Annotated in this window: 14 protein-coding genes; 5 read left to right on the plus strand and 9 right to left on the minus strand. The window is 58.9% G+C overall.

All coding sequences use genetic code 11. The annotated features are described in order from the left end of the window. The first annotated feature begins 167 nt into the window (after positions 1 to 167). The gene (locus ACRRSD_RS07185) at positions 168 to 1,220 is read left to right on the plus strand and encodes an NAD(P)-dependent alcohol dehydrogenase (RefSeq protein ID WP_435037637.1); all 1,053 of its coding nucleotides are present in this window, start codon (positions 168 to 170) and stop codon (positions 1,218 to 1,220) included. Here ACRRSD_RS07185 and ACRRSD_RS07190 read toward each other — a convergent pair. From ACRRSD_RS07190 to ACRRSD_RS07230, 9 genes are all read right to left on the minus strand, one after another. Further along, a complete protein-coding gene (locus tag ACRRSD_RS07190; RefSeq protein WP_311882384.1) occupies positions 1,217 to 2,020 on the minus strand; it encodes an IclR family transcriptional regulator in 804 nt (267 codons plus the stop codon). The genes ACRRSD_RS07185 and ACRRSD_RS07190 overlap by 4 nt on opposite strands. Positions 2,021 to 2,082: 62 nt before the next feature. After that, positions 2,083 to 3,393, minus strand: a complete 1,311-nt coding sequence (locus tag ACRRSD_RS07195; protein WP_435037638.1) for an MFS transporter — start codon at positions 3,391 to 3,393, stop codon at positions 2,083 to 2,085. 170 nt (positions 3,394 to 3,563) lie between these two features. Beyond that, on the minus strand, positions 3,564 to 4,712 hold the full coding sequence (dgoD, locus tag ACRRSD_RS07200; protein ID WP_007908327.1) for a galactonate dehydratase: 1,149 nt from the start codon (positions 4,710 to 4,712) through the stop codon (positions 3,564 to 3,566). Between the two features lie 47 nt (positions 4,713 to 4,759). Then, positions 4,760 to 5,380: a 2-dehydro-3-deoxy-6-phosphogalactonate aldolase gene (locus ACRRSD_RS07205; RefSeq protein ID WP_435037639.1), complete on the minus strand. Its 621-nt coding sequence runs from the start codon at positions 5,378 to 5,380 to the stop codon at positions 4,760 to 4,762. Positions 5,381 to 5,399: 19 nt separating this feature from the next. After that, positions 5,400 to 6,389, minus strand: coding sequence for a 2-dehydro-3-deoxygalactonokinase (locus ACRRSD_RS07210; RefSeq protein ID WP_435037640.1), 990 nt, complete (start codon positions 6,387 to 6,389; stop codon positions 5,400 to 5,402). Positions 6,390 to 6,466: 77 nt separating this feature from the next. Next, entirely contained in the window at positions 6,467 to 7,393 is a 927-nt protein-coding gene (locus ACRRSD_RS07215; RefSeq protein ID WP_435037641.1) for a hypothetical protein, read from the minus strand. A gap of 30 nt (positions 7,394 to 7,423) precedes the next feature. Then, positions 7,424 to 7,957: a hypothetical protein gene (locus ACRRSD_RS07220; protein ID WP_435037642.1), complete on the minus strand. Its 534-nt coding sequence runs from the start codon at positions 7,955 to 7,957 to the stop codon at positions 7,424 to 7,426. 237 nt (positions 7,958 to 8,194) lie between these two features. Further along, positions 8,195 to 8,446 carry a hypothetical protein gene (locus ACRRSD_RS07225; RefSeq protein ID WP_435037643.1) on the minus strand — a complete coding sequence of 84 codons (252 nt, stop codon included), beginning with the start codon at positions 8,444 to 8,446 and terminating at the stop codon, positions 8,195 to 8,197. 159 nt (positions 8,447 to 8,605) lie between these two features. Next, a complete protein-coding gene (locus ACRRSD_RS07230; RefSeq protein WP_038364457.1) occupies positions 8,606 to 9,085 on the minus strand; it encodes a GNAT family N-acetyltransferase in 480 nt (159 codons plus the stop codon). A gap of 228 nt (positions 9,086 to 9,313) precedes the next feature. Between ACRRSD_RS07230 and ACRRSD_RS07235 the strand changes: the two genes are divergently transcribed. The 4 genes from ACRRSD_RS07235 (at position 9,314) to ACRRSD_RS07250 (ending at position 12,000) form a co-directional block, all read left to right on the plus strand. Then, positions 9,314 to 9,967 (plus strand): HD domain-containing protein, encoded by a 654-nt coding sequence (locus ACRRSD_RS07235; RefSeq protein ID WP_435037644.1) that lies wholly within the window; start codon positions 9,314 to 9,316, stop codon positions 9,965 to 9,967. 110 nt (positions 9,968 to 10,077) lie between these two features. Beyond that, a complete protein-coding gene (locus ACRRSD_RS07240; protein WP_435037645.1) occupies positions 10,078 to 11,274 on the plus strand; it encodes an MFS transporter in 1,197 nt (398 codons plus the stop codon). 82 nt (positions 11,275 to 11,356) lie between these two features. After that, complete coding sequence (locus ACRRSD_RS07245) at positions 11,357 to 11,698, plus strand: hypothetical protein (RefSeq protein ID WP_435037646.1); 342 nt, start codon at positions 11,357 to 11,359, stop codon at positions 11,696 to 11,698. Between the two features lie 44 nt (positions 11,699 to 11,742). After that, positions 11,743 to 12,000 carry a hypothetical protein gene (locus ACRRSD_RS07250; RefSeq protein WP_016986009.1) on the plus strand — a complete coding sequence of 86 codons (258 nt, stop codon included), beginning with the start codon at positions 11,743 to 11,745 and terminating at the stop codon, positions 11,998 to 12,000. The last annotated feature ends 65 nt before the right edge of the window (positions 12,001 to 12,065 follow it).

Below are 12,065 nucleotides of genomic sequence, written 5' to 3' on the forward strand. Positions count from 1 at the left end.
GGAAACAGGGGATGAAAACATCATCGCAGATCCTTTTGCCAATGCGACCGATCAAACCCGTATGCCGGAGGATTAGGCATGAGACCCGGAGGAATCGTCATGGCCGACCGGTCAGTCGACGCCCAAAATGCGCCGCCTCACCTGTCACTGCTTTTGCGAGGTTTCATATGTACACCGCCATCGGCTACGCCGCCCAATCGGCCACCACTCCCCTCGCCCCGATGAAGTTCGAACGTCGCAGCCCGCGCGCCGACGACGTTGCCATCGAGATTCTCTACTGCGGCGTCTGCCACTCCGACATCCACCAGGCGCGCAACGAATGGGGCATCGCCGTTTACCCGTTGATGCCTGGCCATGAGATCGTCGGAAAAGTCACCGCGATCGGTGCGAATGTCACTCAACACAAAGTCGGCGATCTGGTCGGCGTTGGCTGCATGGTCGACTCTTGCCGCACCTGCGAAGCGTGCCAGTCGAACCTTGAGCAATATTGCCTCGAAGGCCCGACCATGACCTATGCAACCCCGGATCGGGTCGACGGTAGCAACACCATGGGCGGTTATTCCGACAGCATCGTCGTCAGTGAACACTTCGTCGTGCGCATCCCGGAAAAACTGGCCCTCGCCAGCGCCGCACCGATTCTCTGTGCCGGCATCACCACCTACTCGCCGCTCAAGCACTACGGCGTCAAGGCTGGCGACAAGGTCGGGGTTCTCGGCATGGGCGGTCTGGGCCACATGGGCATCAAGTTTGCCAAGGCCATGGGCGCCGAAGTCACGCTGTTCACCCGCTCGGCGAGCAAGGCTGAGGAAGGTCGTCGTCAGGGTGCCGATCACGTGATCGTGTCCACCGACGCCGAACAGATGAAAGCCGCTGCCGGTTACTTCGACTTCCTGCTCGACACCATTCCGGTGCAGCACGATCTCAACCCGTACCTCGACACCCTGCGTTTCGACGGCGTGCACATTCTGGTCGGTCTGATCGAACCGATTGATCCACCGGTACACGCCGGCAAACTGGTGATGAGCCGTCGCGTATTGGCCGGCTCGTTGATCGGTGGCGTCGCTGAAACCCAGGAAGTGCTGGATTTCTGCGCCGAACACAACATCACCTGCGACATCGAAATGCTCGACATCCGCCAGATCAACGAGGCTTACGCGCGCATGATCGCCGGCGACGTGAAGTACCGTTTCGTGATCGACATGGCGACGCTCAAGGTTTAAACCTTCAGGCCTAGCTCTGCCGACAACCGGGCTGTGACCCCTTTAATCAGGGGAATCAGCTCGGCCATTTTTTCCAGCGGCATGTACGGCACGGTGCTGGCGATACTGATCGCCGCCACGATGCCCTTGCTCGCATCGCGAATCGGCGCCGCCACGCAGCGGATCGACGGTTCGTTGTCCTCCAGATCGAAGGCATAGCCACCGGCGACGTACTCGGTCATGCGCTGCTCAAGCTGTTCCCACGACTGCTGGGGATGCTGAGGCCAGAACTGACTTTTCCCACCCGCTGGCAGGCTGATGTCGTACAGCCGTTGCCAATCCTGCGGCGAGTCATCGAGCATCAACGCCTTGCCAATCCCGGTGCGCGCCAACGGCATGCGATGGCCGACCCGCGAACGCATTTCCGGGCCATTTCGCCCCGGATTCTTCAGCAGATACAGCACCTCGTCGCCTTCACGAATGCCCAAGTGCACCGTATCGCCGGTCAGCGCCGACAACTCGTCCAGATACGGCCCGGCCAAGGTCACCAGCGGCAACTCTTCGCGGGCCTGAAAACCCAGCTCGATCAGCTTCGGCCCCAGCAGATAACCGACTTGCGGCACCACGCGCAGGTAGCGCTCATCAACCAGACAACTGGCCAGACGATGGGTGGTGCTGCGCGTGGTGCCGATCAGCCGGGCAATCTCTTTAAGATCACGGGCGCCACTGGCCACCGCTTGCACCACACCAAGGCCGCGCAACAGCGTTTGCGTGCCGGTGGGCGCGGCGTCCTTGGTTTTTTCCGGGGCGTCTTCCTGCATATCCAGCCTTTTACCGTTTGAGCGAGGGAACGGGCGGCATTATGGTCGCCCGACGCAGACCACTACAACTCGATACGCTCGACCTTGCCGACCAGCAACACGTAGGACAAGGCACCGATCAAGGCGAGAACCGCGATATAGGTGATCGCCGGGGCGAACGAATCGCCGCTTGCAAGGAAACCGATGACGATCGGCGTAGCAATCGCCGACAGGTTGCCGATGAAGTTGAACACCCCGCCGGTCAGCCCCAACAGCCGCGCCGGCGCGAGCGTCGAGACCAGCGACCAAGTAATCGAGGCCAGACCGTTGCCGAAGAAGGCCAGCGCCAGAAAGGCAATCACCAGCGGCGTCGACTCAACGAAGTTGGCACCGATGATCGAGGTGGAAATCAGCAGCCCGCCAATGATCGGCAACTTGCGCGCGAACCCGACGGTGTAGCCGCGACGAATCAAGAAGTCGGAAAAGAACCCCGAACACAGCACACCGATGAACGCGGCGAGAAACGGCAGCGACGCCAACAGGCCGGACTTGATGAAGTCCATGCCGCGATATTTCACCAGATAGGTCGGGAACCAGGTGAGGAAAAACCACAGCGTCGAGTTCAGGCAAAACTGGCCGAGGTAGATGCCCCACAACTTGCGTTTGGTCAGGACGATGCCCAAATCGGTCCAGCTGAACTTGGCTTTGACCTTGGCCGACTCTTGCTGAATATCGACCAGACCACCGCCCTCGCGGATCAGGTCGATTTCCGCCTCGTTGGCACCTTTGAAATCCCGTGGCTCGCGATACACCGCGTACCAGATTGCCGCCCAGATGATGCCGACGGCACCGGTCACGACGAACACCATGTGCCAGCCGAATTCATGTTGCAACCAGGCCAGCACCGGGGTCAGGAATGCCAGACCGACGAACTGCCCCGACGTGTAAAAACCGATAGCCGTGGCGCGTTCACGCTCGGGAAACCATGTTGTCACCACACGGCTGTTGATCGGATAGGCCGGCGCTTCCAGCGCACCGACCGCCATGCGCAATACAAACAACGCGATGAAACTCGCAGCGAAACCGAGCATCACCGTGGCCAGCGACCACAGTAGCAATGCGACGCTGTAAAGAATGCGCGGCGGCACGCGATCGACCAGCCAGCCGCCGGGGATTTGCATGGCCGCGTAGGTCCAGCCAAACGCGGAAAAGATCAGGCCGACGTGAATCGGATCGATGCCCAGCTCACTGGTCAGCGCCGGTGCGGCAATCGACAGGTTGCTGCGGTCGAGGTAGTTGATGACCACGGTGATAAACAGCAACACCATGATGAAAAACCGCTTGCGGCTAGGCGTGACTAAAGACGCCTGCCCGGTGAGGGTTTGCGGTTGCATGGGGAGAGCCTCTTTTTATGTTTATTGAGGTCGGCCTGAGGCCTGCACTGCACTCTGTGGGAGCGAGCTTGCTCGCGAAGACGGCGGCACATCCGGCATCAATGTGACTGACCTGCCGCATTCGCGAGCAAGCTCGCTCCCACAGGGGGATGTGGTGTGTCAGAGACAAATCACCACTCGGCAAAGCTGCCATCGGCATGGCGCCAGATCGGGTTGCGCCAGCGATGCCCGACCGCCGCACGCTCGATCACGTATTCCTCGTTGATCTCGATGCCCAACCCCGGTCCGTTCGGGATCTTCACGAAACCTTTGTCGTAATCGAAGACGCGCGGGTCCTTCACATAGTCGAGCAAGTCATTGCTCTCGTTGTAATGGATGCCCAGGCTCTGTTCCTGGATAAACGCGTTGTAACAAGCCGCGTCCAGTTGCAAACATGCCGCCAGCGCAATCGGCCCCAGCGGGCAATGCAGCGCCAGCGCGACATCGTAGGCTTCGGCCATGTTGGCGATCTTGCGAGTTTCGGTGATGCCACCGGCGTGGGAAGCATCCGGTTGGATGATGTCGACATAGCCTTCGCTCAACACGCGTTTAAAGTCCCAACGCGAGAACAAGCGCTCGCCGAGGGCAATCGGTGTGCTGGTCAGCGGCGCCAGCTCTTTCAGCGCTTCGTAGTTTTCGCTGAGCACCGGTTCTTCGATAAACATCAGTTTGTACGGATCGAGTTCCTTCATCAGCACCTTGGCCATTGGCTTGTGCACCCGGCCATGGAAGTCGACACCGATGCCGACGTTCGGCCCGACCGCATCACGTACGGCGGCGACGTTGGCCAGCGCTAGATCGACTTTTTCGAAGGTGTCGAGAAATTGCAGCTCTTCGGTGCCGTTCATTTTCACCGCGGTAAAACCACGGCTCACCGCCTCTTTCGCCGCACGCGCGGTGTCGGCCGGACGATCGCCGCCGATCCACGAATACACACGAATCTTGTCGCGCACTTGCCCGCCGAGCAGATCACTCACCGACACCCCGAGCGCCTTGCCCTTGATGTCCCACAGCGCCTGGTCGATACCGGCCAGTGCGCTCATGTGGATCGCGCCGCCACGGTAGAAGCCACCGCGATACAGCACGGTCCAGATGTCTTCGATATTGCGTGGGTCTTTGCCGATCAGGTAGTCGGACAATTCTTCAACGGCAGCGGCCACGGTGTGCGCGCGGCCCTCGACCACGGGCTCGCCCCAACCGGTCACGCCTTCGTCGGTTTCGACTTTGAGGAAACACCAGCGCGGCGGGACGATGAAGGTCGTTAGTTTGGTGATTTTCATCTTTTTGTCTCTCTTATAGATGCAGCGCACGCAGCGCCAATAAAGTCTTAGCGAAGCGCCTTCCACGCGGCCACATAGGCCTTGGCATTCACCGCCACTTGCTCCGGGGTCATGCCCGGTTTGAACAGGCCGGAACCAAGACCGAAACCTTTGACGCCTGCGTCGATAAACGCCTGCATGTTGTCCGGCGTGATACCACCGACCGGTGCCAGTACCGTCCCGGCCGGCAACACCGCGAGCCAGGCTTTGACGACCGCCGGGCCCATCTGCTCGGCCGGAAACAGCTTGAGAATGTCCGCGCCCTCCTCCAGCGCCGCGAAGGCTTCGGTCGGCGTGGCAACACCCGGCGATAAGTACAGTCCCGCCGCTTTTGCCGCGCGCAAGACCTTGGCATCGCTGTGCGGCATGACGATCACTTGGCCGCCGGCCTCTTTCACCAACTCGACCTGTTCCGGGGTCAACACCGTACCGGCACCGATCAGGCAATCGGCGGGCAAGGTCTTGCGCAGGATGCGGATACTTTCGTACGGCGAAGGGGAATTGAGCGGTACTTCGATGACGCGAAATCCGGCTACATACAGGACTTCTCCGACAGCGGCGGCTTCCTGCGGATGCAGGCCACGCAGGATCGCGATCAGACCGTTTTGCGCCAATGCTTGCTTGAGCATGTCAGGCCTCCAGTCAGGGTTAACGGGATGAGGAATCGATCAGTCCGGCGGCCAGCGCCAGTTGCCACAAGCCACGCTCGGTGGCCTGCTCGGCCAGGGTCACTTCAGCGAAACCGCAGGCATCGAGGGCACGGCTGTAGCGCGCGCAGAGTTGCGCGTTGCCGATGAGGATGATCGAAGGAAGATTCGGGGTGTTGCGACGGCGACGTTGAGCGCTGGCAAGTGCCACCAATTCATGGCCGATCATCAGGCCGGACAGATAATCCGCCTGCGCGGTCGGGCTGAGTTCGCCGGTCAGGCCCAGGGTACGGGCGCTGAACAACGTCGACAGCACGCCGAGTTCGCCGTCCGCCGACAGAGCAACCTGCACACCACGGTCAAACGCCAAAGCATCGAACGTCGCACCTTGCTTCAGGGTCCGGCCGAGAATGCTGTGCTCGCTGAGCACGGCGAACACTTCGCCGGTCATGAACGTATCGAAATGAGTGATGCAGCCATCGACCACGTCGACCCATTTCGAGTGGCTGCCCGGCAGACCGATCAACAGATCGGCGCCCGCCTCGACCGGCAGATTCTGCAGCACGCCAAGGACCTGAGTTTCTTCGCCGCGCATCACATTCGGCAGACGCGAACGCTGAATCACACCTGGCACGATATGCACGACCGTGCCGCGCAGGCTGACAACTGTTTGTAGGGAGTTTCCGAGATTGGCGACGTTCGCCGGCGTCTCGCAGTAGGCCGCTTCACGCCAGCCCTGTGCGCTGCCAACCATGCCGCAGGCAATCACTGGCAGATTCGGCTGCGCATCGAGCCAGTCACCGCAGGCCTCGTCGTACGCCAGTTCAAAACCATCGGTGCATTCGCGACCGTTGATGTTTCGTGGGGTCTTCGGCAGTTGCATGATCCCGGACGACAGCGCGCGCTGCTCCAGCACCACACCGCCCGCCGCGAGTTTGTAAGCACGTAATGAGGTTGTCCCCCAATCGAGCGCGATCAATTGCGCCAGCATCGCTTCACCTGTTTTGTTTTTGGCAGTGAGTGCGACGGACTATAGACCTCTCAGACGGGAAATCTCAATATGTAATTTTACATCCCATATTCTGGGACGGCATCAATCCATTTTGTCCAACGCTGAACGACATCCAGATTATTGTTGATCAGGATCCTCATTGTTTCGTACTCGCTGGATCCCACCTCATGTGTGTGGCCCTTGTCGTCAGTTATTCCAGGCTCCCGGCGTCCGTCAGCGCGAATAATGGTGTACGCCGCGAAGGGTGCCGGGTTTTCCTCTGAACCTGAAACAACCTTCAGCTTCGTGTTGTTCGGTGCAAACGAAGCCAACATGCCGGCATAGGGCACGTCGCTACAGAGTCCGAGGCTGTCAATCTGGTCATAGCCGAGCGCCAGGTCATAGCGCCAGCGGACGATGCACACTGAGGCAAAAGGCAGCAACGACCTTGGTTGGTCGGGCTGTTTGAGCGAAATACGCGCGGGTGCCACGCGCGGATGTTCTATTGCGGCAATGAACCGCGATGTGGGCATGTACATGACTTTCGAGTAATACGCCACGAACGGGAACGCGGTTATTACCACCTTGCACGGAATGTATTCCTGCGGTTTGAGGATCTGCACCAACTCAACCGGTCGGATGTGGTTACGGCCGTCGTTGACGGCGTGATTCTCGACACTGATATTCGCGAACATCTCATAGCGACGATCGCCTTCGATCAAGCGCATGCCGCTGACGATTCCCGAGGCTTCCAGGACGATTTCATGTTCGATGGAAAAATCCGCATCGCCATTCAACGAGCAATGGATCCAGGTACCAATCTGCCCTCCTCGCCCATGATCCTCATACAGGTCAATGAGGTTTCGGTCTGAAGTGAAACGCAGGTCGTAAGAGGAAGATATCTCGTGATTGATCGAGACAAATTCAAGCCTGGCGGGGGGCACATCCAAGTGCATGCAGGAGGAACACAACGCAAACAAACAAACCAAAAGCAACCTTGCCATTACCACTCCAAAAGCCAGCTGCTGGGCGCGTCATCGAAAACTGTCGTAGTCCGACAAGGCAGAAAAAACATCTGCAACGGGGATGAACAGTGATTTGGTGTAATACGCTTCATAACCCGTTGCCGTAACCACCACCTTGCACGGAATCATTTGTTTGTCTTTCAACAAGCCTTTTATGGCGTCACGACTCAAGTAATGTGAGGTTCTTTTCTTTTCACCAACGTCCTTGAAAGCGATGCTCGCGGTGTATCCGAATCCGGCCGTATGCAAACGCTCCTTGTTTTCCCTGACCAAACCCATTGCTGCTTTCGATATCGTATGCTCAATGGAAAAGTCGGTGTCATCACCCAAAGCACAGATAAAGACCTGATCAAAGCTGTTCGCTTTCTTTTCCCGCCAGAAAATCTCCAGCAGTTCCACATCCGAATTGAAATTGACCTCAAAAAAAACGCTATTCGAGCGCGGCGTAATCGATTCATAGCCCAATGACGCGGGGGTGATGTCATGAGACTTTGCGCAGGCAACGCACAATAACGACACAGCGATCAGCAATACCCATCTCATGCACCTTCCCTCAAGTAACCAGCAATTGAACTCGCCGACAAATCTAATGCCGACTGCCCGCACTCCAGGCGGGACTCATACAATCTCAACGCCGAGTAATGGTTAAATTTGACGATCCCCATGACATCCGGACCGGATTCGATATCCCACTTGCGTACCAGCCCTTCGGCATCAACCCACCGTCCTCGAGCAGCGAATGCACGGCAGGGGCGACAAAACCGCAACAGACGTGAAGCGTCAGCCAGCCTTGATGGGCGTTGATAACGCCGTCGGATCGAAAGTGCACAGCGGTATCACGCGGTAATCCGCAAGACCGGTACTGCGCCTCATCAACTCGGCATCAAGACGTGACACGAACGCACGAATGGCGCTGCCGCCCGCACGATTTGTCATGCACAGAATGTCGACCGGTTGGCGCTGGGGGTTGTCGCTCGAGCCTGAGTTTTTCATCAGGCCATAAAGACGCATTGAAGCCCGCAGTCCGCTCATCGCCGGTCACTCGTTGACGCAGCTAAAGCTCCACGGGCGTGGAAAAATGGTGCCAGAGGCATTGCAGGTGTCGTCCGTGAGCGCGCAAAAATGGCGCGTAGAATGCCGGACTAGAGCGCTGGCGACAATCGAATTACTGCCGTATTGCCATCATCGTGTTCAGCCCTCGGCAAACTCACGCAGGACCTGGCCATCCATGCGGTAGCGCACCCACTCCTCCTGAGGTTGCGCGCCGAGGGATTTGTAGAATTCGATCGCCGGGGTGTTCCAGTCCAGCACGCTCCATTCGAAGCGGCCGCAGTCGTTGTCGCAGGCGATTTTCGCCAGGTGGCGCAGCAGGGTTTTGCCGGCACCGCCGCCGCGTTGCTCCGGCGTGATGTAGAGGTCTTCGAGGTACAGACAGTTACTGCCCAGCCAAGTCGAATAGCTGAAGAAGAACACCGCGAAACCGATCGGCAGTCCATCGCGCAGACAGATCAGACCGTGGGCGGTGGCGCCTTCGCCGAACAGGCTGCGTTCGATGTCGGCGACGCTGGCGATGACTTCGTGACGGGCCTTTTCGAAATCAGCGAGTTCAGTAATGAAGGCAAGTATTTGCGGAGCATCGCTGGGGGTCGCCGGGCGGATGTCGATCGTCATGGACGGGCCTTGTCGGAAAAAGGAAAACGCCATACTAAGGCGGTGAGCGGCGCTCGTCACATGGCAAAACACATACTACCCTGCGCAATGTTGCAAACATTGCAGTTCCCCGTCGGAGCGAGCCTGCTCGCGAATACATTCTGTCATTCAACAATGCAGGTGGCTGGAAGGACGCCTTCGCGAGCAAGCTCGCTCCCACAGGGACTTCGACAATCTGAAAGGATGCTTATGAACTTAGATAGTTTTACACCCGTGGAGGCGCTGGCAGCAGAGTTGCTGCCGCATGCATTGGAGCCGTCCGACGACGGTGCTCACGACCTCGCCCACCTGCAGCGGGTCTGGCACAACGTGCGTACGCTGCATGAAGAAGAAGGCGGTGATCTTGAGGTGCTGTTGGCCGCCGTGCTGCTGCACGATTGCGTGGCTGTCGAGAAAAACTCGCCACTGCGCGCGCAAGCCTCGCGACTGGCGGCGGAAAAAGCTTCATCGGTGCTCGCCGAAATGAATTGGCCCGAAGAAAAAATCACGGCCGTCGCTCACGCCATCGAAGCCCACAGTTTCTCCGCCAACATCACCCCGCTCACCCTCGAAGCGAAAATCGTCCAGGACGCCGATCGCCTCGACTCGCTGGGCATGCTCGGCGTCGCCCGTACCTTCTACATTGCCGGGCGCATGGGTTCGGCGCTGTACGACCCGCAGGATCCCGAAGCGAAACAACGCGATTACGATGACACGCGTTTTTGCCTCGATCATTTCCAGACGAAGCTGCTACACCTCGCCGACGGTTTCCAGACCGCCGCCGGCCGGCATCTCGCGCAGGTTCGTCATCAACGCCTGAAGGGTTTTATGGAGCAGTTCAAGGAAGAGATCGGCATCATTTAAGCCGTTACTCCGGAGTGCGCTGAACCTGACTTCGCCAACTTCAGACCTAACCCGCTCACCTGGCATGCTAAACAGATGACGCTGAATTCTTCCGGTCAAGGAACCGCGTCATGTCGCCAGCAACACCCAAGGTCTCAGGCAAGTTGTTCGGCCTGTTCTGCTTCGCCAGTTATCTGCTGTCGCTGTCCTACGGCTCAACGTTTTTGCTGTCGCTGTTGATCGTCTCTCGCGGCGGTAATGAACACGATGCCGGGAGTGTGATTTCAGCGGCGATGCTCAGTACGTTTGTCGCGGTGCTGGTGTCCGGGCATCTGTCGGACTGGCTCGGTGCGGCGCGCGCAATTGCCCTGTTCGGTCTGTTGCTGGTCGCGGCGAGCCTGGGCTTTGCAATGACGCCGGGATTCGGTCGCCTGCTGTTGTTTTTTGGTTTGTTACTGGGCCTGGGCTGGGGCGTGTTTTACACCTTGGGACCGATCATCGTTGCCAGTCTGGTGACGCCGGCGCAATGGGCCAGTTATTTCGCGTTGCTGTCGGGCAGCATGATGACTGGCATCGGCAGCGGACCGTTACTCGGGCGCGCCGCCAGTGCGTTGGGTATGCCTGTGACCTCGGCGTTTTATCTGGCGGCGCTGGCAAGCCTGATCGGCGTGCTGTTGCTCTGGCAACTTGGCGTAAAACTGAAAAGCACACAGGCGACAACCGCCGCGAAAATCAGCTGGCAAGCAACCACTCAAGTGCTGGGCTCGCGCGCCGTGTTCCCGATCATCATGGTCGGTCTCGGCGGTTGCGTATTCGGTGGCCTGTCGAGCTTTCAGACCAGCTATGCCGCTGCGCGCTCGCTGGATTATTCGCTGTTCTTTGTCGGCTTCATGAGTGCGGCGATCAGCAGTCGAATGTTGATCGCAGGTTATGTAGTCAAACGTGATCCGCTGCGCGCGTCGTGCCTGCTGTCAGGGCTGATGTTGAGTTCGATTGTGCTGTTCGCGTTCGGCGTGCACGGCGGCTTCACTTACCTGTTGGCGGCAGTGATGCTGGGTGTTGGTTATGGCCTGACGTATTCGGTGATCAACGGTCTGGCCGCCAACGAAGCACCGGCCGGCACCACATCCCAGGCGTTGTTGCTGTTCAGTCTGGCGTACTTCATCGGCGTATTCGGCTTCCCGTTGCTCGCTGGCAAAATCATTGTCGAACACGGCATGGCAGCGCTTTTGCACACTGTGTTGGCAGTGGCGTTGATGAACTGGCTGATCACCCTTGGTCGCCTGCTCTGGCGTCGACTGAATGTCAAAACCGCACCAGCGATTTAGACCGTTCGTCGTTCATCAGGCACCAAACCGCTCAGAGGGCAGACCAACGACAGGTAAGGATTCCAATCACTGGAGACGCCCTATGATCCCGTCAAGGTTGACCGCTTTCGTATTCAGCGCCCTGCTCTGCCCTGCGGTTTTCGCCGCATCCGCCACCGCTGCGGGCACTGGCCCTACCGACCCGACCCCGCCACGCGCACCCGCCATCAACAGTGCCCCCGGTATGAACACCGATGGCTCCGGCGTACCCCTGATCAATCAGCCTCCTGCGACGGGTACCGATCCGCGCACGCAGGGCAGTGATCCGGGTCGTCAGGGCGGCATGAACACTCCCGACGCCCCCGTCACGCCAGACAACGCAGGCCCCGGCGTCGGCTCCAAAACCACCACTGGTGGCTCCGGTTCCGAAGGCTCCGGTCAGTAGTTCGCCGACGCGAGCGTCCTATTCAATCCAATGAAGAGGTAACCATGAACGTCGATAAAAACCTGGAAAAAGAAGTCCTCACCCGCCTGCTGCACGCCCATCCGAGTGGTCTGGGCAAGGAGGTGCTGGACAATTACCGGGGCGAGAAAGTCGTGGCCAGCGCCCTCGCCGCCCTGCAGGATCGCGGACTGATTCACCATGGTCATGTGACCTGCAACGAGGCCGGCGAACATTCGTTGAACCTGCCGATCAAGCTCAGTGCTGCTGGCGTTGAAGCAGCGCGCAAGCTGGATCTGCAATAGTCATGCGGCCGCTCGCTGCTGATGCAGCGAGCGGTATCCAGCATTGAATTTTGTGTTGAAACCAA

It is taken from the genome of Pseudomonas neuropathica (assembly GCF_051174785.1).
In the GTDB taxonomy this organism is placed as follows: domain Bacteria; phylum Pseudomonadota; class Gammaproteobacteria; order Pseudomonadales; family Pseudomonadaceae; genus Aquipseudomonas; species Aquipseudomonas neuropathica_A.

What these genes read in the sequence shown, in the direction of transcription:
- ACRRSD_RS07185 (WP_435037637.1), top strand. Translation starts at nt 168, where the DNA reads ATGTACACCGCCATCGGCTACGCCGCCCAATCGGCCACCACTCCCCTC.
- ACRRSD_RS07190 (WP_311882384.1), bottom strand. Translation starts at nt 2,020, where the DNA reads ATGCAGGAAGACGCCCCGGAAAAAACCAAGGACGCCGCGCCCACCGGC.
- ACRRSD_RS07195 (WP_435037638.1), bottom strand. Translation starts at nt 3,393, where the DNA reads ATGCAACCGCAAACCCTCACCGGGCAGGCGTCTTTAGTCACGCCTAGC.
- dgoD (WP_007908327.1), bottom strand. Translation starts at nt 4,712, where the DNA reads ATGAAAATCACCAAACTAACGACCTTCATCGTCCCGCCGCGCTGGTGT.
- ACRRSD_RS07205 (WP_435037639.1), bottom strand. Translation starts at nt 5,380, where the DNA reads ATGCTCAAGCAAGCATTGGCGCAAAACGGTCTGATCGCGATCCTGCGT.
- ACRRSD_RS07210 (WP_435037640.1), bottom strand. Translation starts at nt 6,389, where the DNA reads ATGCTGGCGCAATTGATCGCGCTCGATTGGGGGACAACCTCATTACGT.
- ACRRSD_RS07215 (WP_435037641.1), bottom strand. Translation starts at nt 7,393, where the DNA reads ATGGCAAGGTTGCTTTTGGTTTGTTTGTTTGCGTTGTGTTCCTCCTGC.
- ACRRSD_RS07220 (WP_435037642.1), bottom strand. Translation starts at nt 7,957, where the DNA reads ATGAGATGGGTATTGCTGATCGCTGTGTCGTTATTGTGCGTTGCCTGC.
- ACRRSD_RS07225 (WP_435037643.1), bottom strand. Translation starts at nt 8,446, where the DNA reads ATGAGCGGACTGCGGGCTTCAATGCGTCTTTATGGCCTGATGAAAAAC.
- ACRRSD_RS07230 (WP_038364457.1), bottom strand. Translation starts at nt 9,085, where the DNA reads ATGACGATCGACATCCGCCCGGCGACCCCCAGCGATGCTCCGCAAATA.
- ACRRSD_RS07235 (WP_435037644.1), top strand. Translation starts at nt 9,314, where the DNA reads ATGAACTTAGATAGTTTTACACCCGTGGAGGCGCTGGCAGCAGAGTTG.
- ACRRSD_RS07240 (WP_435037645.1), top strand. Translation starts at nt 10,078, where the DNA reads ATGTCGCCAGCAACACCCAAGGTCTCAGGCAAGTTGTTCGGCCTGTTC.
- ACRRSD_RS07245 (WP_435037646.1), top strand. Translation starts at nt 11,357, where the DNA reads ATGATCCCGTCAAGGTTGACCGCTTTCGTATTCAGCGCCCTGCTCTGC.
- ACRRSD_RS07250 (WP_016986009.1), top strand. Translation starts at nt 11,743, where the DNA reads ATGAACGTCGATAAAAACCTGGAAAAAGAAGTCCTCACCCGCCTGCTG.